The 24,340-nt window shown below is 71.5% G+C and carries 10 protein-coding genes and 3 pseudogenes; 7 read left to right on the forward strand and 6 right to left on the reverse strand.

All coding sequences use genetic code 11. The annotated features are described in order from the left end of the window. The 3 genes and pseudogenes from BUE44_RS31475 to BUE44_RS31485 all read left to right on the forward strand — a co-directional run. A pseudogene (locus tag BUE44_RS31475) lies at positions 1 to 280 on the forward strand (L-arabinose isomerase); the annotation flags it as partial. A 109-nt stretch (positions 281 to 389) separates the two neighbouring features. Then, complete coding sequence (locus BUE44_RS31480) at positions 390 to 1,490, forward strand: aldose epimerase family protein (RefSeq protein ID WP_073502436.1); 1,101 nt, start codon at positions 390 to 392, stop codon at positions 1,488 to 1,490. A gap of 250 nt (positions 1,491 to 1,740) precedes the next feature. Further along, positions 1,741 to 2,457, forward strand: coding sequence for a G1 family glutamic endopeptidase (locus BUE44_RS31485; protein ID WP_107415907.1), 717 nt, complete (start codon positions 1,741 to 1,743; stop codon positions 2,455 to 2,457). A gap of 68 nt (positions 2,458 to 2,525) precedes the next feature. On the opposite strand, the gene BUE44_RS31490 is transcribed toward BUE44_RS31485, so the two are convergent. From BUE44_RS31490 to BUE44_RS31505, 4 genes are all read right to left on the reverse strand, one after another. Beyond that, positions 2,526 to 5,003: a SpoIIE family protein phosphatase gene (locus BUE44_RS31490; protein WP_407640081.1), complete on the reverse strand. Its 2,478-nt coding sequence runs from the start codon at positions 5,001 to 5,003 to the stop codon at positions 2,526 to 2,528. Beyond that, positions 5,000 to 9,580 (reverse strand): HAMP domain-containing protein, encoded by a 4,581-nt coding sequence (locus tag BUE44_RS31495; RefSeq protein ID WP_073502438.1) that lies wholly within the window; start codon positions 9,578 to 9,580, stop codon positions 5,000 to 5,002. Before BUE44_RS31495 ends, BUE44_RS31490 begins: the two co-directional genes overlap by 4 nt. A gap of 256 nt (positions 9,581 to 9,836) precedes the next feature. Next, complete coding sequence (locus BUE44_RS31500) at positions 9,837 to 10,277, reverse strand: hypothetical protein (RefSeq protein WP_073502439.1); 441 nt, start codon at positions 10,275 to 10,277, stop codon at positions 9,837 to 9,839. Positions 10,278 to 10,419: 142 nt separating this feature from the next. Further along, the gene (locus tag BUE44_RS31505) at positions 10,420 to 11,001 is read right to left on the reverse strand and encodes a TIGR03086 family metal-binding protein (protein WP_073502440.1); all 582 of its coding nucleotides are present in this window, start codon (positions 10,999 to 11,001) and stop codon (positions 10,420 to 10,422) included. A 223-nt stretch (positions 11,002 to 11,224) separates the two neighbouring features. Between BUE44_RS31505 and BUE44_RS38085 the strand changes: the two genes are divergently transcribed. The 3 genes and pseudogenes from BUE44_RS38085 to BUE44_RS31535 all read left to right on the forward strand — a co-directional run. Then, entirely contained in the window at positions 11,225 to 14,920 is a 3,696-nt protein-coding gene (locus tag BUE44_RS38085; protein WP_200804581.1) for an NACHT domain-containing protein, read from the forward strand. A 36-nt stretch (positions 14,921 to 14,956) separates the two neighbouring features. Continuing rightward, positions 14,957 to 16,324, forward strand: coding sequence for a YibE/F family protein (locus tag BUE44_RS31530; RefSeq protein ID WP_079190259.1), 1,368 nt, complete (start codon positions 14,957 to 14,959; stop codon positions 16,322 to 16,324). A 341-nt stretch (positions 16,325 to 16,665) separates the two neighbouring features. Continuing rightward, positions 16,666 to 17,013, forward strand: a pseudogene (locus tag BUE44_RS31535) (HoxN/HupN/NixA family nickel/cobalt transporter); the annotation flags it as partial. A 60-nt stretch (positions 17,014 to 17,073) separates the two neighbouring features. Here the strand turns inward: BUE44_RS31535 and BUE44_RS39650 are convergent. Further along, a complete protein-coding gene (locus BUE44_RS39650) occupies positions 17,074 to 20,202 on the reverse strand; it encodes a WD40 repeat domain-containing protein (protein ID WP_322940903.1) in 3,129 nt (1,042 codons plus the stop codon). 151 nt (positions 20,203 to 20,353) lie between these two features. Further along, positions 20,354 to 23,419 (reverse strand): annotated as a pseudogene (locus BUE44_RS31545) (nSTAND1 domain-containing NTPase); the annotation flags it as partial. Between the two features lie 564 nt (positions 23,420 to 23,983). Between BUE44_RS31545 and BUE44_RS31550 the strand changes: the two are divergent. Beyond that, positions 23,984 to 24,286, forward strand: a complete 303-nt coding sequence (locus BUE44_RS31550) for a Smr/MutS family protein (RefSeq protein WP_079190260.1) — start codon at positions 23,984 to 23,986, stop codon at positions 24,284 to 24,286. Positions 24,287 to 24,340: the final 54 nt, after the last annotated feature.

A 24,340-nucleotide genomic window follows, 5' to 3' on the forward strand; every position in this document is an offset into this window, starting at 1 on the left:
CGAGATCGTCCCCCCGCTCGAACCGCTGCCCGCGCTGCCCGTCGCCCGCGCGGTCTGGCGCCCCGAACCCGACCTGCGCACCTCCACCGAGGCCTGGCTGACAGCCGGCGGCCCGCACCACACGGTGCTGTCCACCGCGATCGGCGCGGAAGAACTCACCGACCTCGCCGACCTCCTCGGCACCGAACTGCTCATGATCGACACCGACACCGACATCCGCCAGTTCGCCAAGGAGATCCGCTGGAACCAGGCCTACTACCACCTCGCCCGCGGCCTCTAGCCCGCGGCCTCCAGACCGCGACCTGCTCTGCCCGACGGCCGGCACCCCGGGCACCCTGCCGGGGTTCGGGCGAGAGTACCCAACGCCCCGACCTTTCCGGAGACCCCTCATGCCCGACGTATCCTGCTCACTCGCCGGGACCCTCGGGGACGGCCGCACCGTCCACCGCTGGCGACTGGTGGCAGGCGGAGTCCGCGCCGACATACTCACCCTCGGGGCGAGCCTGCACGCACTGGCTTTCCCGGATCGCACCGGCCGGCAGGCCGACGTCGTGGTGACTCCGCACGCGATCGAGGACAAGCTCACCTCGGCGCGTTATCTCGGTGCCACCGTGGGCCGTTACGCCAACCGCATCGCCCACGGCCGGGTGCCCGGCCCCGAAGGCCCCGTCCGACTGAGCGTCAACGAGAACGGCCACACCCTGCACGGCGGCCCCGAAGGCTTCGACCTTCAGGTGTGGAACGCCGACCCGTTCCGTTCCGCCGAGGACGCGGGTGTCGCGGGTGTTGCGCTGAGCCTGGTCAGCCCGGCGGGCGACCAGGGGTTTCCCGGAACCGTGGACGTCACGGTGCGCTACAGCCTGAGCGACGCAGGGGAACTGCGGATCGACTACTCGGCCTCCACGGACGCGTCGACACCGTTCAACCTCACCAACCACGCGTATTGGAACCTCTCGGGCAACACCCGGGGGAGTGTCGGGGACCACGAGCTGTACGTCTCGGCCGACTGCTATACGCCGGTGGACACCGACCTGGTCCCCCTGCCGGGACCGCCGCGGCCGGTGGCGGGCACGCCCTTCGACCTCACCACCGCGCGACCGCTGGCTGATGTGCTCGACCGTTTCGATGACGGGCAACTAGCCCTCGCCGGAGGCGGATACGACCACAACTGGGTCCTGCGTGGGCAGGCAGGACGACTCCGTCTCGCGGCAGTGCTGGGTCATCCACCGACCGGCCGGGTGATCGAGTGCCTCACCACCGAGCCGGGGCTTCAGGTGTACACGGCCAACACCCCGCATGACCCCCATGGCGGGGACACGGCAGCCGACGAGACCACGGCGGGCCGGCCGCTCTTCCGGCACAGCGGTGTGGCCCTGGAGAGCCAGCATTTCCCCAACTCGCCCAACCGGCCCGACTATCCGCCTGCATGGCTGCGTCCTGGGCATCCTTACCGGTCGACAACGATCTACCGGACCGGGCTCATGGAGTGAGGGACGGGCACGACCCTCACCGGGACGTGGAAGGTCACGTCCCGGTCCTGCGCGCTCCCGGCCGCCCGGCCCCCTCATCTCCTTGAAGGGCGCTGTCAAGGCCCTTTTCGGGCAGGGCAGTTCCGGCGCGCGCAAGGCACTCATTGACAGGTGCATGGCGCTCAGCGATTCTGTATTGCCGCCCCACGTTCCCCACACGGCCCACGGGTCGGCGTTTTGAGCATCCTGATTGCCCCACGAAGGAGCCAGCATGCGCAGATTCCTGTCACGCGTCGTCCCCGTTGCGGTAGCGGCTGCCGCCCTTGCCGCTCCCGCCCTGCCGGCCACCGCGGCGGCCGCACCGGAACTGTCCTTCCGCCCTTTGCACTACAACATCAACGGCTACAACTGGGGCGGGTACGCCGCCACGGGCAGCGGCTTCACCTCGGTCGCGGCGACCTGGACCGAAGCGAACGCGACCTGCAACTCCACCAACGACCTCTACGCTCCCTGGGTCGGCATCGACGGGTACGGCTCGTCCACGGTGGAGCAGACCGGGGTGGCGACCGACTGCTCCAGCGGCAGTCCCGTGCACCAGGCCTGGTACGAGATGTACCCGGCGAACCCGGTCTACCTGAGCCGCAGTTCGTACCCGGTCTCGGCCGGCGACCACATAACCGCCTCGGTGACCTACGCCGGAAGCAGCAAGTACACCCTCAAGCTGACCGACTCCTCGCGTGGCTGGACCTACACCACGAGTAAGACCCTCTCCTCCCAACGTGCCAGCGCCGAGGTCATCATCGAGTCGCCGACCGGGGCCTACCCGAACTTCGGCACCCTCAACTTCACCTCCGCCACCGTCAACGGAAGCTCTCTCGGGTCCTTCGGCCCGGTTGCGCTCGACCCGTCCAACGGTGCCTACGAGGCCAGGACCGGCGCGCTCGGCTCCGGCGGCACCAGCTTCAGCGAAACGTATCTGCGGGAGTAGCCGCACCAGCGCTGGGGCGCTCACCCGCCCCAGCGCAGGCAGGCCAGGCGGTCCGCCCCCGTCCGGCGTCACGACGGGTCGCGGACCTGGATCCCCACGATGCAGGTGTCGTCGTCGGTGTCGGAGTTGCTGTGGATCAGCAGGTGGTCGAGGCGCTGGTCGAGGCCGGTGGCAGGGTGTTCGGCGGTGGCGAGGAGCTGCTCCAGGCTCTCCCGCAGGGATCGGTCCTTGCGCTCGATCAGGCCGTCCGTGTACATCAGCAGGGTGTCGCCCGGCTGCAGTTGGACCTGTGCTTCCTCGTAGACCCCATTGTCGACGGCGCCCAGCAGTATGCCGCGGATCATCGGCAGGTTGATCGCCCGACCGCCGTGGAGCAGCAGGGGAGGCAGATGCCCGGCCCGCGCCCATCGCAGGGTGCGGGTGGGGGGATCGTAGAGGCCGCAGATCGCCGTGGCCATGACCTGGTCGGTGAGGTGGTGCGCGACGAGGTTGAGCCAGGACAGGATCTGGCCGGGGCCCGCGCCCGTGGTGGCCAGGCCGCGCAGAGCGTGGCGCAGCGCGACCATGCCGGTGGCCGCCTTGATGCCGTGACCGGCGACGTCCCCCACCGAGATCAGGACCTGCTGGGACGGCAGGACGACGGCGTCGTACCAGTCGCCGCCGACCAGATGTTCGTTCTCGGCGGGCCGGTAGCGTACGGCGACAGCCAGCTGCGAGGTGTCGATCGGGCCGTGCACCGGGGGCATGATGGCCTGCTGGAGCTGCTTGGCCAGCCGGTTGCGGTCGGCGGTCCGCTGCTCGCTGTGAGCCAGCTGGTCGCGGGTCGCGGCCAGCGCGACCTCCGCCCAGTGCTGGGCGGAGATGTCCTGGTAGGCGCCTCTGACGGCGATCAGGCGCTGGTCGGCGTCGAGGACGGGTTCGGCGACGACGCGGACGTGGCGCACCACCCCGTCCGGCCGCTGCAGGCGTACCGCGGTGTCGGCCGGTCGGCGATGGTGGAGCAGACCGCGCAGAAAACGGCGGGCGTTGCCCGCGTCGTCCGGATGGGAGTGCGCGGTCAAGTGGTCCAGCGGTACCGGGTCCGCGGTGGCGGGCAGACCGTACAGGGCGTAGAGCTGGCTGTTCCAGGTGATCTGCCCGGAGAGCAGGTTCTCCTCGAACCCCCCGATACGGCCCAGGCGTTGCGCGTGCCGCAGCAAGTTGGTCAGGCGGGCTGTCTCGTCCTCCACCCGCCAGATGAGGACCACGTGCTGGTCGTACCGGCTGATGCTGACGTCCGCCGTGGTCGGGACCTGCACCTGGCCGACCACGGCGATCAGGGATACGCCGGTGGCGCGGAAGGGCTCGCCGGTGGCGTGGACGTGCTCGACCATGTCGAAGAGGTTGCCCTGCTCCGCCGCGAAGGGATACGACTCCAGCAGGTAGGAACCGGTCACCAGGTTCCGCGGGCGGCCGTCGGGATCGGCGAAACGGGCATTGACGTACTCGATCCGGAAATCGATCAGCCGGCCCCCGGCGTCGGTTCGGGGACGCAGCAGCATCGCGGGGTCGAGCAGGCCGTCGACGAGTTCCCGCAGTCCGGCCAGGTCGGTGCCGGTGCCGGTGCCGGGCGACCGTACTGCCTCGGTGGGCGTCCCCGTGTCGATGGTGTGGGCCACCAGCTCCGCCAGCGCCTCGATCTGGCGGTGGACAGCCGGTGGCTGAGGGCCGAGCACATCGGGCCAGGCGATCTCCAGCACCCCCAGGAGCCGGCCGCCGGACTCGGTCGGCAGCGCGACCCGGCCGCCGTGCGGTGCCTGGAGCTGACCGATGGTGGGCAGCGCCGCTTCGGACAGGGAGCGCAGCCATACCGGGCCCCTGACGGTGAGCGCCCGGCGGGCCGGGGTCACCACCCCCGGTGGCACGTGGTGCCACAGCTCGGCTTCCCCCGGTGCGAACCCGGCGTGCCCGACCAGGCGCAGGGAAGCGCCCTGCTCGGCCGACCACACGGCCACCGCCGTGGCGCCCAGGGGCCGCAGCGCGTGGTCGAGCACCGACTGCGCCACCGCCTGGCTGGTGAAGGCGGCGAGCGCTCCGCTCTCGGCCGTACGCAGGCGTACGGCAAGGGAGCCGGCGGCCGCGTCGGCGGCTTTCGCGGCCGGATCGTCCGCACCGGGTCGGCGCCCCCGGTCGGCGCCGACCCGCTCGAGGAACTCGCGGGCCACGGCGGCGAGGCGGTCGTGTGCGGCCTGGTTGACGATGTCGGCCGCCAGTTCTATCGATGAGACGCCAGCCGCGGCGGCCAGATCGGCGATCTGCGTCGCCGCCTGCTGAGGGCCGCAGTGCAACCGCTCGACCAGTATGCCTTTGGCCATCTCGATCAGGGCCCGGCCGTCCGCGGTGGCATGGGCCTGCTGCACCTGTTCCCGTAGACGCGCCACCGTGCCGGCAAGTCGTTCCAGTCGTGCGCCGTTCTCGACGCCGGCCATCGGAGTGCTGGGGCGGGGCTGGGGTTCGTCCTCACCGGTGCGCTCGTCGGCGAGCCCACCGGACCGGTCTCGGTTCACGGGTTGAGCCGCTGGTGGATGCGCGCGATCAGGTCGTTGGCGTCCACGGGTTTGGTGACGTAGTCGCTCGCTCCCGCCGCCATGCTCTTCTCCTGGTCACCGGGCATGGCCTTGGCCGTCACCGCGATGATGGGCAGGTCCGCGTACCGGGGGATCCTCCGGATCGCCGTGGTGGCGGTGTAGCCGTCCATCTCCGGCATCATCACATCCATCAGCACCACGTCGATGTCCGGGTGCCGGGTGAGGACGTCGATGCCGGTCCTGCCGTTGTCCGCGTGCAGGACCCGCATGCCGTGCAGTTCGAGGATCCCGGTGAGGGCGTAGAGATTGCGGGCATCGTCGTCGATGACGAGCGCGGTGCGCCCGCCGAGAGCGGTGTCGCCCAACCTCGCCGCGGCGGCGGTCCGGGCCCCCTGCTCGGTGCGGACCAGTGAGGGCACGTCGGCCGGCCGCTCCGCGGACAGGTGCAGCGCGATGCGTTCGCGCAGTTCGTCCAGGCTGGAAAGAAGCTCCAACGGCCTGGTGGTGGAGCGTAGCTGCAGTTCCTGCCACTGGGCGGGGTCCAGCCGTCGGCTGTTGTGCGCCAGTACGGGCACGCCGTGTACCGCGGGGTCGGCGTCCATGGCCTGGAGAAAGGCGAGCGCTCCGTCGGCGGCCATGCCGAGGTCGAGCACGATGCAGTGGCAGGGCTCGGCCGCCAGTGCGGCGGCGGCCTCCTCCGCGCCCGTGGCGGTCACGATGTGGACCGTGCTGGCGGAATTCGCCGCATCGCGGCTGTCGACAAGGTCGGTCCTGGCGCTGTCGGCCACCATCGACAGCAGCCCGCGCTGGTGGTCCTCTATCACCAGCAGGCGGCGCTGCGCCGCTGCCGTGGGGACGGCGCCGCCGGACATCTGCGCCGGCGCACCTGCCGACGCCTCCTCAGCGGACACGATCTGGGTGCCCGCGGCCGACTCCTCGAAGTCCGGGCGGGCGACGGGCAGATAGAGACTGAAGGTACTGCCCACGCCGGGTGTGCTGTCGACGCTGATCGAACCGCCGAGCATGAAGGCGATCTCGCGGCTGATGGACAGTCCCAGGCCCGTACCGCCGTACTTGCGGCTGGTCGTGCCGTCGGCTTGCTGGAACGCCCCGAAGATGGCTTCCAGTTGGGCCGGGGCGATCCCGATGCCGGTGTCGACCACCCGCAGGGCGATGGCCGGACCGTGGCGGCGCACCGTAACCGGCAGGTCGGCCTCGGCGGCCGGCTCGATCCGCAGCTGGACACTGCCGGACTCGGTGAACTTCACCGCGTTGGAGAGCAGGTTGCGCAGTACCTGGCGCAGCCGGGAGTCGTCGGTGACCAGCTCGGTGGGCACGCCGGGGGCGGTGACGATCTGGAAGCCGAGACCTTCCTGGGTGGTCATCGGCCGGAAGGTGGCCTCGACGTAGTCCAGCAGCCGGCGCAGCGGCACCCGTTCGGGCGCCAGGTCCATCTTCCCGGCCTCCACCTTGGACAGGTCGAGGATGTCGTTGATCAGTTGCAGCAGGTCCGAGCCGGCGGAGTGGATGATCTCGGCGAACTCCACCTGCTTGACGCTGAGGTTGCCGGTCGGGTTCTGCGCGAGCAACTGCGCGAGGATCAGCAGGCTGTTGAGCGGGGTGCGCAGCTCGTGGCTCATGTTGGCCAGGAACTCCGACTTGTACTTCGAGGCGAGCGAGAGCTCCTGGGCACGGGTCTCCAGCTCCTGCCGGGCCTGCTCGATCTCCAGGTTCTTGGTCTCGATGTCGCGGTTCTGCGTCGCCAGCAGCGCCGCCTTCTCCTCCAGTTCCGCGTTGGAGGACTGGAGCTCCTCCTGGCGGACCTGGAGTTCCTCGGAGCGAGCCTGCAACTCCGCGGTGAGCCGCTGCGACTCCTCCAGCAGCTCGTCGGTCCTGGCGTTGGCGATGATGGTGTTGACGTTGACACCGATGGTCTCCCGCAACTGCTCCAGGAAGTCCCGCTGCACAGCGGTGAACCGGTGCAGGGAGGCGAGCTCGATGATGCCAAGCACCTGGTCCTCGACCACGATGGGCAGCACCACCAGCGCCGCCGGGTCGCTCTGCCCGAACCCCGAGGAGATGGTCGCGTAGCCGGCTGGCACGTCCTCGACCGTGATGGTCTGCCGGCTCACCGCGGCCTGGCCGACCAGCGACTGGCCGAAGGCGAAGCGCCGCGTCCCCACCTCGGCGGACTGGGCCGGCGACCCGTAGCCGCCGATCTGCACCAGTTCGGGCCGGTCCGCCGCCTCGTCCGCGAGGTAGAACGCACCGAACTGCGCGGCGACCAGCGGAGTGAGCTCCTGCATGATCAGCCCCGCCACCAGCGGCAGGTCCCGGTGGCCCTGCATCATGCCGGAGATACGGGCCAGGTTGGACTTCAGCCAGTCCTGCTCCTGGTTGGCGCGGGTGGACTCGCGCAGCGATCCCACCATGGCGTTGATGTTGTCCTTGAGGTCGGCGACCTCACCGGACGCCTCCACGGTGATCGACCGGGTCAGGTCACCCTCCGCGACCGCGCTGGTCACCTCTGCGATGGCCCGGACCTGCCGGGTCAGGTTGCCGGCCAGGCCGTTCACATTCTCGGTCAGGCGCTTCCAGGTGCCCGACACGCCTTCCACCTCGGCCTGGCCGCCCAGCCGGCCTTCGCTGCCGACCTCGCGGGCGACGCGGGTGACCTCGGCGGCGAAGGAGGACAGCTGGTCGACCATCGTGTTGATGGTCGTCTTGAGCTCCAGGATCTCGCCCCGGGCATCGACATCGATCTTGCGGGTCAGGTCGCCGTTGGCGACGGCGGTGGTCACCTGGGCGATGTTGCGGACCTGGCCGGTCAGGTTGTTGGCCATGGAGTTGACGTTGTCGGTCAGGTCCTTCCACGTCCCCGCGACGTTCGGGACCCGCGCCTGCCCGCCGAGCATCCCCTCCGTGCCGACCTCGCGGGCGACGCGGGTGACCTCGTCGGCGAACGCGGACAGGGTGTCGACCATCGTGTTGATCACATCGGCGAGAGCGGCCACCTCGCCCTTCGCTTCCACGGTGATCTTCTGCGACAGGTCGCCGCGGGCCACCGCCGTCGCGACCTGGGCGATGGACCGCACCTGGCCGGTCAGGTTGGAGGCCATGACGTTCACGTTGTCGGTGAGGTTCTTCCAGGTCCCGGACACCCCGCGGACCGTGGCCTGACCACCCAGGTTGCCCTCGGTCCCGACTTCGCGGGCGACGCGGGTGACCTCGTCGGCGAAGGAGGAGAGCTGGTCGACCATCGTGTTGATGGTCTCCTTGAGCTCCAGGATCTCGCCTCGGGCGTCCACCCGGATCTTCTGCGAGAGGTCGCCCTTGGCCACCGCGGTCGTCACCTCGGCGATGGACCGCACCTGGTCGGTGAGGTTGTCCGCCATGACGTTGACCGACTCGGTCAGGTTCTTCCAGGTACCAGAGATGCCTTCGACGTCGGCCTGGCCGCCCAGGCGTCCTTCGGTGCCGACCTCGCGGGCGACGCGGGTGACCTCGTCGGCGAAGGAGGAGAGCTGGTCGACCATCGTGTTGATGGTGCTCTTGAGTTCCAGGATCTCGCCCCGGGCGTTCACGGTGATCTTCTGCGAGAGGTCGCCCTTGGCCACCGCGGTCGCCACCTGGGCGATGGACCGCACCTGGTCGGTGAGGTTGCCGGCCATGAAATTGACCGAGTCCGTCAGGTCGCGCCAGGTACCGGACACACCCTTCACGTCGGCCTGGCCGCCCAGGCGTCCTTCGGTGCCGACCTCGCGGGCCATCCGGGTGACCTCGTCGGCGAAGGAGGAGAGCTGGTCGACCATCGTGTTGATGGTGCTCTTGAGCTCCAGGATCTCGCCCCGGGCATCGACGGTGATCTTCTGCGAGAGGTCGCCCTTGGCGACCGCGGTCGTGACCTGGGCGATGTTCCGCACCTGGTCGGTGAGGTTGCCGGCCATGAAGTTGACCGAGTCCGTCAGGTCCCGCCACACCCCGGCGACCCCGGCCACCTGGGCCTGGCCGCCGAGCCGCCCCTCGCTGCCGACCTCGCGGGCGACGCGGGTGACCTCGTCGGCGAAGGAGGAGAGCTGGTCGACCATCGTGTTGACGGTGTTCTTCAGCTCCAGGATCTCGCCCTGGGCGTCGACGTCGATCTTCTGCGAGAGGTCGCCCTTGGCCACCGCGGTCGCCACCTGGGCGATGTCGCGCACCTGCGTGGTCAGGTTCCCGGCCATCGCGTTGACCGAATCGGTGAGATCCTTCCAGGTGCCCGAGACCCCGGGAACCTCTGCCTGGCCGCCGAGCCGCCCCTCCGTGCCGACCTCGCGGGCCACCCGGGTCACCTCGGAGGTGAACAGGGACAGCTGATCGGCCATGCCGTTGAAGACGCCCGCGATCTCACCCAGCAGACCGTCCGCGTCGTCCGGCAACCGGGTGCCGAAGTCACCGTCCCGCACCGCGGTGAGCCCGGCCAGCAGCTGTCGCAGCTCCGGCTCGCCCACCGCCCCCGTCCCGGCGGTGCGGCCTCGCCCCGTGTCGGGAACGACGTCCGCCGTCGGCTCACCCATAGCACATTCCTCTCAACTCGCCACAAGCGACCAGGACCGGTGCGCGCACGGCATCGTCCCGGCGACTGTCGCCCGTACGCTCAGCGGAGCAACAGCGTCCATGGAAGGTCGACCGAGCTTACCCGAATGGCCATGGTCCGAATGGTGACGAAGCGAACGGCGGGCGACCCTCGGCTCACCGTGGGCGGGGTCACGTTTGCCTCGCTCTGACGGACACCACCGGCGGGCGCCGTGTGTGCACGGGTGAGCTTTCCGGTCAGCGGCGGCCGGTGGCCAGGATGACGAGGAACTGGCCGCCGCCCGGCTCGATGTCGGCGGTCACCGGCAGTCCCGGTACGAGTCGGGAGAACCGGTCCAACAGCCAGTCCGCCGCGTCTTGGGCGTCCCGCCGGGTCGGACATCGGCCCACCATCTCGCGACCCCCCTTGCGCTCCAGTCTCCCGGCGACGGTGATCAGCGGCGCGGGTTCGACCACGTACAGGCGGTCCGGCCAGGCGATGACCACCTCGACGGCGCCCTTGCGGGTGTTGCACCCGCGGTGCGCCAGCCGCTCGGCGACCTTGGCCCTCCGGTCGGTGGTCCGGCTGTCCACGCTGGGCCCCCGCGGGTCGTTCACCGACATCTCGGGATCGACCGGTTCGTCGCAGACCCAGCACCGCCAGCCGTCGCGCTCGGCCACGTCATCGAGGAGACTCATCCGAGCAAGGTACCGCGCCCAGCCGCGGTACTGCTGCCGAGGGTGACGCACTTCAGGGCGGCACGCCGGCGCCGTGTACGGCGGACCCGCGGACCGTCCGGCGCCCGTCCGGCGCCCGTCCGCAGGCAGGGGGCAGGCTACGTCAGGCCTTCGGCCGCCACTGCGGGTCGCGGCCGGAGAAGGCCAGCAGCCGGGCCGCCGCTCCCGCGTCGCCCGTCGCCGGGACCTCGGGGCCGAACTTGCCGAAGGAGTCGCGGACGAAGGTCACGACGTGCCCGGCGGCCTCGCTGATGCCGGCCGCCAACTCGTCGTCCAGCGGCAGGTCCTGGCCGGTGCTCCGGGCGATGTCCCAGGCGTGCAGCGCCGCGTCGAGGGCTGCCACCGCGGTCGCGGCGGAAGGCGGCATCGGGCCCATCGGGGTCGGCGCGACCTCCGACTCGCGCACCGACTCCCAGGCCGCCGTCGCACGCTTGAGCACCGACTCCAGTTCCGCCACCGGGTCGGCGCCGACGGCCGGCTCCGGCACGAACGGATCGCCGATCGGTACCACGCCGGTGATCTGCATCGTCAGTGCCGACTGGTCCAGGCGGGCGTGGTTGTAGACCTGCCCCACCGTCCACTCGCTGCACGGGGTGGCACTCGACCAGCCGTCCGCGGGGACCCCCTTGACCGCTTCCAGCAGATACGCCTGCGCCCCGGCGAGCAGTGCAAAACCGTCCGTCATTTCCCTCGTCCTCCCCGTTGGTCCAAGATCGCGCACAACTGTAGGCGAGTGGCACCGCGCCCGTAACCAGTGCTGCCGTGACATCCGCGCGGGCCGCCGGTCGCCGGCGGCGCGTCCGGGGGCGCGAATTCGACCAACTCGCCTTCATTAATCCGCCGTTGCCGGTATGAACCTTGCTCATAGGCCGGCTCGCGACCGAGCCCACAGGGGCGGGAGAACGTACGTGGCAGGCAGAGCGTTACAACTGGTCTCGCGCTTCGGTCTGCTGACCGTCGCTGCCGTGGTACCGAGCACGGCAGCAGTCAGATACCACTCGTCGGTGGCGCACCACCGTGTCCTGGCCGCTGGGCTGCTCGTGGGCTACGAAGTGGTGCTCGTCGCCGTGGGCTTCGCGGGGAAGGTGTTCGCCGGCCTGCAGGCCAAGTGGGTGGAGCGGGCCGTCGAGAACGTCGACCGACGCCTGGCATGGCGGTTCTCCCGCTTGCAGCAGGTATATCTGGGCCAGTTACGGACCAGTGTGCAGACCATGGAGACAGTGGGCGTCGGCACGCCGGGCGAGTTCGTGCTGAGGATGCATCAGGTGTACGTGGACGTCAGCCTCGCACGGCAGGTGCCCCACGCGACGGCCGGCGAACCGTATCTGGGCACGGTGCCCGGGAGCGAGGCCGCCGCAGGCATGAGGCAGCGGCACAGCCTCGAGTCGGTGCTGCAGAAAGCGGACCGCGAGAAGTTCGCACAGGTACTTGCGGTGATCGGCGGCCCAGGATCCGGCAAGACCACCCTGGCACGGGACACGGCCCTGGCGCTGTGCGAACGCCGGTGGCGCTGGAGCAGGCGCCGGCTTCCCGTCCTGCTGTATCTGCGCGACCACGCCCAAGGGCTACTGGCCGAACAGCCGCCCGGGCTGGCGGAAGTGACCGCGTCCGCCGTCTGGCTGGGCGGGAAAGTGCCGGCGGACTGGCTGGAGCGCAGGCTCAACCGTGGCGGATGCGTGGTTCTGCTGGACGGCCTGGACGAAGTCGCCGATCCCGCCGACCGCAGCCGCGTGGTGGCCTGGGTAGAACGACAGATCGCGCGTCACCCCCGGAACATCTACGTGGTGACCTCCCGGCCGCACGGCTACCAGGCCAACCCGCTGACGGCCGCCGAGGTACTGCAGGTACGGCGTTTCACCCCCGAGCAGATCGAACGGTTCCTGCACTTGTGGTCCTACGCCGTCGAGAGCCGCGCACAGGACAGCACCGGGCCCGCGGTGCGGAGGGCGGCCGACCAGTACGCGCAGGATCTGATGCGCCGGCTACGCGCCAAGCCGGCACTGTACGGCCTCGCGGCCAACCCGCTGCTCCTGACGATGACCGCCAATGTGCACCGCTACCGCGGCGCCCTGCCCGGCAGCCGCGCCGAACTCTACGCGGAAATGTGCGACGTCCTGCTCCACCGCCGTTCCGAAGCCCGCGGACTGAGTGACGCGACCGGACTCACCGGCCCGCAGAAACAGGACATCGTACGGCATCTGGCGCTGGCCATGATGAAAGCAAAAGTCCGCGACTGGCCCGCGCCCGACGCCGCCAGGGCGATCCGACGGCCACTGCGACAGGTCCCCGGCGATGTGACCGCCGAGGTGTTTCTGGACGAAGCCCGCAAGAGCGGCCTGCTGGTCGAACGCGAACACGGCGTCTACGGATTCGCCCATCTGAGCCTGCAGGAGTACCTCGCCTCCGCCCAGCTCAGCACTCCCCGCGCCGACACCGGCGTTCTCACCGGCAGTGTGGACGATTCCTGGTGGCGCGAGACCATCCTGCTGTGGTCCGCCGGCAACGACGCCACCGACATCGTCACCGCCTGCCTGCGGGCCAACAACGTCTCCGCCCTCGCCCTGGCCTTCGACTGCGACGAACAGGCCAGGACCCTCGACCCCACCGTACGGGACAATCTCAACGCCCTCCTCACCCCTATCCCGCCAGACCGGCCCGACGAGCCGACCAGGCGGCGCCTGCTCGCCGGCGTCCAGGCCACCCGTACCCTGCGCGAGACCATCACCCTCAACGACACCACCGCGCTGTCGGCACACCCCGTCCCGAACGCCCTGTACGACCAGTTCATCCACGACGAGGAACAGGCGGGCCGTTACCACAGGCGAACATCTGGCCCAGCCCACGACCGAGACAGCCCGGCAATCGGCATGCACGCCGCAGACGCCGAGCGCTTCATCACCTGGCTCAACGACCTCACCGGCACGGACATCCTCTACCGCCTGCCCACCCCGGAGGAACTCACCGACCCGGCCGCCACCTTGGTCATCGGCCCTGACCACCACACCGTCTGGGCCCACAACGGCGTCCGAATCCTCCTCCACCAACCGCACGGTGTGCCCTGGCCCTACACCCCCACACCCCGACAGCTCCACGCCGCCCCCGTCCACGACCGCCAGCAGACCACTAGCTACCTACGGGCCCTCACCACCTCAACTCCGCAGGACATCGGGGCGGGGAACCGGATCAGCATCTTCGCCACCGCCCTCCTACGCACGCCTCGTCCCCAAGCGCGCAACCTCGACCTCGACCTGGACCGCGCCCGCGCCCGCGCCCGCGCCCGAGACCCCGACCTCGCCCGCGACCGCGCCCGCGACCTCGCCCGCGACTTCACCCGCGCCGGCGACCTCGCGCGCGCCCGCGCCGGCGACCTCGTCCGCGATCTCGACCTCGCCCGCGACCTTGCCGGCGCCGGCGATCTCGACCTCGCCCGCGACGTTGCCGGCGTCCCCGACCTCGACCTCGCGGGCGACCTCAACCTCGCCAGCGCCCTGGTCATCGACCTCGCCACCGCCCTTGCCCTCGACCTCGCTCTCACCGTCGTCCGTGCCCGCGACCGCGACCGCGTCGACGCTCTCGACCTCGCGAGCGCCCTCGACCGCGCCCTCGACCTCGCCCTCGCCTTCGGCGGCGCCCTCGACCTCGCCAGCACCCGCGACCTCACTCTCGCCGGCGCCGGCGCCGGCGTCAGCGACCTCGCCCGTGATCTCGCCAGCGCCAGCGCCCGCGCCGCCGCCCGCGACCGCGACCTCGACCTCGCGCTCGATCTCGACCGCGCCCGCGCCCGCGCCCGCGACCTCGCCCGTTCCCTCGACCTTGCCCGCGACCTCGACCTTCTCCGCATCGTCGACCTCGGCAGCGCCCTTGACCTTGCCCGTGACCTTGCCCGCGACCTCGCCGGCGACCGCGCCAGCGCCCTAGCCCGCGACCTTGCCCGCCCCGGCGACCTCGCCCGTGCCCACTCCCTCGCCCTCGACCTCGCCCGTGCTCACGCCCTGGTCCTCGCGCACGACCTCGGCCCCACCCCCGGCCCCGCCAGCGACCTCGCGAGTGACCTGGCCGGCGTCCGTCACCTCGCCCGCGCCCTTGGTTCCGACTTCGACGCGAGCCCCGGCCCTGATCACCTTCTCCGTATCGGACTGCTCGCTGTCAACGCCTTCCGATGCATGACCGCAACAGGGACAGCTCCCTTCGGCGAAGAACCTGCAAGGGATTTCACAAGACTTGACGACATCCTGAGCCGGGCAGCGGCCACACCAACTGCCCCGGCACAGAACCCTCCCGAGGATCCAGCCGCTACCCTGCGTCACGTACACCACCTGCTCCAGGCCTCCCGAGTGACCGTGCCCCCGGATCAGTTACAGCTGATCGACCGCACCGCGGACGTCATGACCGCGATACGCGACCGTACGGCGCCCTCCGACACGTGCACGCTCGCCTGCGTCCGCACCGCTCTTCTCGCCGCCACCGCGGCCCTGACCGACGCCCCTTCACAGGAGGAGGTGACCCGGCTCCTGCACCTGACCTGGCGAAGCCTGGCAACCCACTACCCCAGCCCGGACCAACGAGCCCCGAACCAGATTCTCCTGATCGCCCAGACCCAGTAGTTGCGCGCCTCGTAGTCTCGTCCGCTGCCCCGGCGGATGCCGTCGGACGAGTCGCCGACCGTGGAGAAGCCGCAACAGCGGCCATGGGCGGGTCCCGTAGCAAGGGCGTCGGCGTGCCTGCGCGACAATCGGCCGGTGGAATCCTCCCCGCCCCACGGACACAGTCACGCCCATGGCCCGGTGCCTCCGGTCTCGCGACATCTGCGCAGGGTGATCGCCGCGATCCTGGTGCCGTTCGGCGTCGCGGTGGTCGTCGGGCTGATCGTGCTGTGGCCAGGAGGCGCGCCCGGCCACGCACGTACCGGCATCGGCTTCGACCAGCAGACCCGGTCCGGCAAGGTCGCCCGGCTCGTCGACGTCTCGTGCAGGGCGGTCAACGCCGTGCCGCAGCAGCCGCCCTCCGGCGGCAAGGCCAGTGACTCCTGCCAGAAGGCGACCATCGAGGTCACCTCAGGCCCCGACAAGGGCACGACCTTCACCGAGATCGTCCAACCGGACCAGACGCGCCGCTACCGCGAGGGCGAGGCGCTGATCCTGGCGTACGCCCCCAACGCCCCGCCGGGCCTGCGCTATTCGGTCAGCGATGTCCAGCGCGGCTTCCCGCTTGCCGTCCTGGCCGTGGTCTTCGCGGCAGCGGTGGTCGTCGTCGGGCGGCTGCGCGGGGTCATGGCGCTGGTGGCGCTGGTGGTGTCCTTCGGCGTTCTGACGCTCTTCATCCTCCCGGCGATCCTGCGCGGCCACAATCCGCTGCTGGTCGCGGTGATCGGCGGCTCGGCGATCCTGCTGGCCTCGCTGTACCTGTGCCACGGCCTCAACGCGCGCACCTCGGTCGCCGTCATCGGCACCCTGTGCTCGATGTTCCTGATCGCCGTCCTGGGCTCGGTGTTCGTCGACTGGACGCACCTGACCGGCAACACCTCCGACGAGACCGGGACCATCCACACCCTCTACCCGCACATCCAGCTCAAGGGCATCCTGCTGGCCGGCATCGTCATCGGCTCCCTCGGCGTCCTCAACGACGTCACCGTCACGCAGACCTCCGCGGTGTGGGAGTTGAAGGACGCCGACCCGAACGCGAACTGGCGCACCCTGTACGCCTCCGGCATGCGGATCGGCCGCGACCACATCGCCTCGGTCGTCAACACCCTGGTCATGGCCTACGCCGGCGCCGCCCTCCCGCTGCTGCTGCTCTTCTCCATCGCCGATGCCGGCGTCTGGCAGGTCGCCAGCAGTGAGCTCGTCGCCGAGGAGATCGTCCGTACCCTCGTCGGCAGCATCGGCCTGGTCGCCGCCGTGCCGCTCACCACGGTGCTGGCCGCACTCGTCGTCAACGCCGACCGGCACCCCGAGCCGACCGCTCGGCCCGCCCCCAGCGGCGGGGCACACCGCCACCGTCGCCCGTAGACGGGACGGTTCGGCCGACCCCTGATCGTGGAGCAGGTCCACGACCACCACGGCAACGTCGGCCGGGCCCGGGCGAGTTCCCGACGCCTGGGCCCCGCGCGGGTGGCGCGATCCGTGCCCGCGCGGCATCGGGCGGGAGAGATCACACCGCTGGTGTGCCTCTTGTGACCGCCACCTGCCGCTCCTGGGGTGATGGGGTCGTGGTGTTCGGGAAGACCGGTGACCCGCCTCCGCACGGAGGCACAGGCCGGAGCGGCCCTCACCACTGTGATCGGGGAGTGCCCGTCCCATCCGCCACCGGCGGTGTCACTGGCCGCAAGGCCGGGAAGGCAGGGACGGGCGCGGGCGTGGTGGTCGTCATGGCCGCGCTGGTGGCCGGCGGCGCCCGGCTGGCCGGAACGCTGATGAACGACGACTCCGGGACCCACCAGACGCTCGGCGTGATCGGCACCAGCGTCTCGGGGATCTTCCTCTACGTGATCGCCGCGCTCAACCTGGTCGCGCTGCTGGGGATCCTGCGCGTCTTCACGGCGATGCGGGCCGGCACCTACGACGAGGCCGCGCTGGAGGCGCACCTGGACTCGCGGGGGTTCATGAACCGCGTCCTGGGGCGGCTGACGAAGTCCATCACCGGGCCGGGCCAGACGTTCCCGGTCGGGCTGCTGTTCGGCCTCGGCTTCGACACGGCGAGGCGCGCCCGTACTTGCCTGCGGGACTTGTTGTGCCGCTGTTTCGCGCCCCGGCGGGTTTCAGCCGCAGTCCGCCTGATAGCGCAGGCTGGGGGCGTAGCGGCTCCATTGCGCCGGTGTGAGGGGCCCGCCGGCCAGTACGCACGCGTGCCGCATGAGCTGGGTCAGTGGGATCAGGTCCGACAGGTGCCAGGCCCTGATACCGCCCTGGGCGCCGACGCTGAGGAGCATGCCGCCGTCAGCGGTGACAGAGAGCGACGTGGTGTCTCCGGTCCCGCCGCGGACGATGAACAGACGGGTGGCCGCCGTCGGGTCGGACAGGTCCCACACGACGGGAGTACCGTCCTTGGTGAGGCAGATGAGCATGTCCGTACCCGGGACGAACCCGACCGCCGTGGTGGCGTCCGGCAGTGTCGCCAGGCGCCGCGGGGTGCCCGCGGCGGCCGTCGCGAGCAGATACGTGTTCTCGTCGCTGGCCGCCACGGCGAGCCGTGTGCCGTCCGGCGAGAACGCCGTGCCGAGGACGGCGGACCCCCGGGGCGTGGTGAAGGAGCCCTCCACCGCGGGGTGCTGGGGCGATGCGAGGTTCCACAGGGTGGTGCCGCCGTCGTCGTGGCCCACCGCCAACCGCCGGCCGTCCCCGGAGAAGGACAGGCAGGAGACCGACGAGCGTCCTTCCGGCAGCGTGTGCAGTGGGCGCGGGTGAGCGGGGTCGGCGAGGTCCCACACGGTGAGGGTGCCGCCGTCCGCGACGGCCAGCAGCCGGGTACCGAGGACGGCCCGCGGGGCCGCGGCCAGCGCGCGTACGTCGGCGGTTCCCGCCTGCCAGTGGGAGACGGGAAGCGGACGCGGACCTAGTCCCGTCACGGTGATCGCGCCGGACGCGGCGCCGGTGACCAGAACGGTGTCCTGCGCTGCGAAGGCGGCGGCGGTGAGCGGATCGCCGGCCGTCACGTCCAGCCTGCGCGAAGCGGCGGCACCGGCCGGGTGGGCGAGATCGATCAGGTCCACCGTTCCGTCGTCGTGGGCGACGGCCGCTTCGGCTCCGGACGTGGAGGTCGTCAGGGCCTCGGCGCGCCTAGGCGAGCCGACGGAGACGGGCTGCGCGGCGGCGTTCTGGTGGTGGTAGAGGTCCCACCGGACGGCGCTTCCGTCGCTCGACCCGGTGGCAAGGGTGTGGCCGTCCGGCGAGAAGGCGACCGACGTCACGGCAGCGTGGTGTCCGAGCAGGGTGCCCGACTGACTCGCCCCGCCCCTGTCCTCGACTTGCCACAGCACGGTGCTCGCGTCGGCCGAAGCCGTGGCGAGCGTGCGGCTGTCCGGGGAGAAGGCGAGGGCCAGGACGGCCGCGGTGTGGCCGCCCAGCGAGGCCGGCCGGCGCCACCGACCCGAGCCGGCCGCGGTCCACAGCTGGGCGCTGCCGTCCTTGGAACCCGAGGCGAGCATGGTGCCGTCCGGCGAGAAGGCCAGGGCGTCCAGCGGGCTCGTCACCCCGGCGGCCAGCCGGTGGACGACCGGTCGGTCCTGGTGGGAGAGGTCCCACAGCGTCACCTGGGCGTCGTCGCCGGCCGTGGCCACCAGGCGGCCCGCCGGTGCGAAGGCCACCGCGTCGACGGCGACCGGTGACGGCAGGGGAGGGAGCGGGGTCGGGTGCGGGGCGTCGGAGACGTCCCACAGCAGCGTGCCACGGGTGTGTGTCCCGACCGCCACCAGCCGGCTGTCTGATGACCACGCCACGGAACTCACCGGGCTGCCTCCGGCGTCGAGCGTCGCCACCCTGCGGTGGCCAGGGTCCGTGGTGGAGACCAGGCGCACGTTCCCGTCCGAACCGCCCTCTGCGAGCAGGCCGGCGGTTGGCGCGTAGGAGACCGCGGTGACCTTCCCGCCGTGTCCGTAGGGGACCGAGGCGAGTTCCCGCATCGGTCTGCGGGTGGGATCGAGGAGGACGGTGCTGCCCGCATCGGTCCCGACGGCCAGTTGGTGGCCGTCGTCGCCGTAGCTGATGCTGTTGACGGCGGGTGCCAGGCTCCCCGCGGTGGGCGGCGCCGTGAACTCGCCGTCGAACGCCGTCGCCTGGAAGATGCGCTGCAGCACGGTGTCGGCCTGCTCCGACGCGCCCGCACGCGAGCCGGCCACCGCCAGCAGCAGTGCCGTACGGGGATCGTCGCCGCGCATGGAGTCGGCGACGGTGACCAACTGCTGCGCATTCGCAGCGCTTTGGGCCTTTGCCTTCTTCTCCGACTGGTGGCGTGCCACAAGGAGCGAGACGGTGCTGGCGGCCAGCAGGGTGATGATCACGCTTATCGCTCCGACGGAGACCAGCCGGCGGCGGCGCGCCGTCCTGACGCTGACGTCGAGGAACTGCCGCTGGTCGCGGTCCAGGCGGACGTCGCTGTCCGCGGGCCACGGCTTGCGCCGGTCGGCCGCGCGGCCGGAACGCCGGTACTCGCCGGGCAGCCGCCCGCTGCCGCGCCAATGCCGGGCGGCCTCGTCGATCTCCTGGCGTTCCAGCAGGCGGTCGCGCGCCTCGGTGATCCAGCCCCGCAGCTCCGGCCAGTAGGTGAAGAGCGACTCGTGGGCGATCTCCGAGTACTCCCCCTCCACGACGATCAGCCGCGCCTCGGCGAGGCCGGCCCAGGCGGTCTTCGCGTCGCCGGCGACGGACGGGTCGTCGGGGAACAGCAGGTCGCTGCGCACCCTGCGCCTGACGGGCGCAAGGCGTTCGCGGTCGACCGCGACCAGGGACAGCAGGATCGCCCTGACCTCAGGTGACGCGGACTCGCCGAAGGTGTCGTGAGCGGTCTTGGAGATCGCGCCCCGGATGCCTCCGGCCTCCTCGTAGGACGCCGCGGTCAGCCAGACGCCGCCGCCCTCACGATGGGACCAACTGGCGCTCAGCGCGTGGGAGATCAGCGGCAGGACGCCCGGATCGGCAGCGGAGAACTCGCTCGCGCCGGCGTCTCTGAGGACCAGGCTGACCAGTCCTGGGTCCGCTCGGACGCCGGCCGCCCTGGCGGACTCCTCGACGACCTCGCGCAGGTCCTCGAGGGTCATGGGTTGCAGCGCCACCACCTCCAGCGGCACGTCCTCGAACCGCTTCAGGACCGCCTCCCTGAAGTCGTCGCGGACCGCGGCGACCACCAGCGCCGCGGGCGTGCCGGTTGCGTCGGGGCGCGACGCCTCCCGCAGGGTTCGGAAGAAGGTGTCGCGGTCGTGGTCGGGTGCCTACCGCCAGGGTGCGCCCGTCCGGGCTGAAGGCGACCGAGAAGACGTAGTTCTGCGGACCGTGCAGTTCCGTCGCCCGCGACAAGGGCCGCCCCGGCGACAGGCGCCAGAGCCTGATCGTATGGTCGTCCCCGCCGGAGACGAGCATGCCACCGCCCGGGCGGAAGGCGAGCGTCTCGATCACCTGGCCGCCTCCGCCCTGGACCGGGCCGCCCAGCGGCACCGGACGGCTCGGGTCCCGGACGCCCCACAGACGGATCGAGCCGTCGTTGTACCCGACGGCCAGCGTGTCACCGTCCGGGCTGAAGGCCACCGCGTTGGCAGGGGTCGGGCCGGCCAGCGCCGCGCCCAGCGACCGATGCCGGGCGGTGTCCCACAGGCGTACCGCCCCGCTGCCGACGGCCAGCACCCGTCCGTCCGGACGATAGGCGACGCTGGCGACCAGGCCGCTGCCGGGCAGGTAGGGGACGGGGAGGTGCCACAGGCGGGCCGCTCCGTCGCCCGCCCCGGTGACCAGGGTTTGCGAGCTGTCCCACGCCACGGCGGCAACCGGCCCGGGGTGCGGCAGAACGGCGGAGACCTGTCCGGTGCCCATGTCCCAGAGCCTGGCCGAAGAGTCGCTGCTGCCCATCGCCAGCAGGTGCCCGTCCGGGCTGAACGCGAGGGAGTTGACCCAACTGGTGGCCGGCGTGGGCGGGGTGAGGGACGGCCCCGGCAGTCCGCCGGGCCCGATGCGCCGCAGCCGGACGGACCCGTCCCTGCTGCCTGCGGCAAGGACCGTGCCGTCGGGGCTGAAGCACACGGAGAAGACGATCTCCGGCGTGCGGGCAGCCCCGCTGGCCCACACCGGAGCGGTCGACCCGCCGGGCCGCCAGAGGTAGGTGCCGCCGTCCGCGCTTCCGGCTGCCAGCGTCCGACCGTCCGGCGCGAAGGCCAGCGACTGGACGGATTTCCTGGGCCCGGTCAGCGGTCGCAGGCCGACCGGCGTGCCCGGCGTACCCACCTGGTATCTGCGCACCGTGCCGTCCTGCCCGCCCACGGCGAGCGTCCGCCCGTCCGGGCTGTAGGCGAGCGCGTAGAGTGTGCCGGCGCCGGCCGCGACCGAGCCCAGCGACACCGGACGGGCGGGGTCGGTGACGTCCCACCGCCGCACTTCGCCGTCTTGGCCGGCCGCGGCCAATTGCCTGCCGTCAGGGGTGAAAGCCGCCGCGTACACGGCGGTTCGGGCCGGCAACTTGATCAGCCGCAGCAGCCGCGGCCCGGCGCCGGCCACATCCCACAGCCGCACGGTCCCGTCCGCGGCAGCCGACGCCAGGACATGCCGGGAACTGACCGGCACCGCCTGTACAACTCCCCGCGCCCGCTCCAGGCGAACGGCGCTCGGGGTGTCCGACGCCTCCAGCAGGAGGGTCCGGGCCTCGGTCGTCGGGCTGATCCGGTAGGCCTCCACCCCCAGGCCAGCCGCCAGTGACACGTCCTGCTGGCGCAGCAACTCGCCCCGCCCGGCGATCTGCCGGGACAGTGCCTGGTCGCGCTCGATGTTCACCTGCGACCGCTGCCGGAATGCGACGCCGCCGAGCGCCAGCGCTGCCACCAGGGCGATCACCAGTGCGGCCGAGAGCCGCCGCAGCCGGCGCACCCGCAGGCGGTCCGCGGCGTGGGCACGCTCCTCCTGGGCCGCCGAAGCGTCGAGGAACTCGTGCTCCAGCCTGCTGAGCACGGCGCCGTACGTGGCGTCGGCGGCCAACTCCCGGAAGAGCGCGAGGCGGCCGCCCCGAGACAACGCGCCCGTGTCCCGGCCGCCTTCCTGCCAGCCGAAGGCGCTGTCGGCCAGCCGCCGATGCTGGAGCATCCTGGCCCGGTTGGCCTCCGTCCACTCCCGCAGCCGTGGCCAGCCGCCCAGCAGCGCCTCATGGGTGATCTCCACCGACGTGGAGTCGACGGTCAGCAGCCTCTCCGCCACGAAGGCGGTCAGCGCCTCGTCCACGTCGGGCGGCACCGTGCCGTCCGACCCGGTCAACTCCGCCCACCGGGCCCGGCGGCGGGTGTCGGCGGTGTCCTGGCCCAGGTGGACCAGGCGCAGGAAGAGCCGGCGTGCGGCCTCCTGCCGTGACTCCCCGAGGTCGCCGTAGACCCGCTCGGCGGAATTCCCGATGGCGTGCTCGATTCCTCCGGTCGCGAGGTAGTCAGCGACCGTCAGACGCCTGCCGCCGGAGCGCTCCGCCGTGGTCAGCAGAGCGTGCGACAGGAGCGGCAGGGCGCCGGGGTTGTGCGCGGCACCGTTTCCGCCGCCCGGCGACAGGTCGGCCAACAGCAGTGGGACCAGGCCGTCGTCGACCTCCATGGACGCCTCGCGGGCAGGCCCGGTGACGGAGCGGCGCAGCTCCTCGGTCGTCATCGGCCGCACAACGACCTGCCGGCCACGCAGGGCCGCGGCGAGGACCGGATAGGACAGCGCCTGACCGTAGAAGTCCGCGCGCAGGGCCAGAACGACGAGTACGCGGCCCCCGGAACCGGTGTGCACCGCGGCCAGGGCAGCGAGAGCGGAGAGGAACCCGCTCCGCTCCTCCTCGTCGTCACAAAGGGTGAAGATCTCCTCCAACTGGTCCACCGCGACGGTCAGACCCGCCTCTCCCAGGCCGGCCACCTCGTCGGCGACCGCGCCCGGCCGCTCCCGCAGCAGGTCGGGGGCGAGCGCGGGACGGCCGGTGGCACGGGCGATCCCCGCCGACAGCTCGGCCAGTGGGCTGTCGCCCGGCGTGCAGGTCAGCAGCGACCCGGCGAGGGCGGCGAGAAGGCCGGCGTGCAGCAGCGAGGTCTTCCCGGACCCGGAGGCGCCGACCACGATCACCGGGACGTCGAGGTCCTGGTCCTCCGAGACGGCGGCGAGCAGTTCCGCGGTCGCCTCCTCCCGGCCGTGGAACCAGCGCGCGTCCTCCACGCCGAAACTCGCCAGCCCCCGGTAGGGCAGTGACGCCGTACGGCGCTGGTGGCCGACCGGCCCCCTGGCGCGCAGCGCGGCATCGGTCCAGGCCTTGATGTCGGCTTCCCGCGTGACCCCCAGCTCGATCAGGAGGACGCGCAGCTTCTCCATGTCGGTGGGCAACGGGAAGGAACGGCCCGACGAGTAGTCGCCAATGGTGCTGGAGGGCAATTGGGTCGCGCGCGCCAGGGCGCGCATGGTGAAGCCGGCCCGCAGCCGCAGTCGAGTGAATTCCCGGGCGAAATGCTCGCGGCCGACATTCCCTCGCCTGCCGGACGGTCGAAGGCCGCCCGAGCTGCGGAGTTCAGCATTATCGCGCCGAACGGCCTCCGCCCGGATCGCTTCGGAACCACCTCTGACTACGGGCGCCGCCCATCAAGGTCCGCACCAACGGCAGACCTGAGCCGATCCGGGGTCTGACCAGTCCGTATCGGTCATGGCCTGGCCGAGCGCGATGAAGGAAGCCGCCGCGATATACGGCGCGGGGTACGGCCAGGGATGCGGCGCACGTAGACGGCGAAATACGCCTCGACCGATCCCGAATCGGAACGCGCGGCACCCGGAATCCGCCGACACCTCTCGATCGCCGCCCCGGTCCCGTCCGCGCTGTCGCGGTGCAGCGCGTCCAGGTGCGGGAGCCGCTGGTGAGCCTGCGGTAGCAGTGACGGTGCGGGCGATGCCGGCGAACGCAAGGCGGTGGTGGCCGGGCGGGCGATGGGGGAGTGCCGTCCTGCGGCATCAGCGGACGCGGGCACGGTCTCGATGCGCGGAGCCTGCCGTACGCTGCGACCGTACGGCTACCCGTGGGAGGCGGTCATATTGCTCACGCTCGATCTGCACCCGATCTTCCGCAGCAACCGCGACCTCGACGTCGCGCTGCGTCAGGCGCTTTTCAGGGCCGCCGCCACCGGGGTCGACGTGCTGCAGGTCATCCCGGGAAAGGGGACGGGCGCGCTCAGGCAGCGGGTGCTGACCACGCTGGCGCAGACGCACCTGAAAAAGCTCTACGCCCGGGTGGAAGTCGACCCGGACAACCCCGGGCGGATCCTGGTCCACCTGCGCTGACCACGGGCTTGCCCCACCGGCGGCCGCACGGCCGAAGGGGTGAGATCGAACGTC

Origin of the sequence: Actinacidiphila paucisporea, assembly GCF_900142575.1 — a bacterium.
GTDB lineage: Bacteria > Actinomycetota > Actinomycetes > Streptomycetales > Streptomycetaceae > Actinacidiphila > Actinacidiphila paucisporea.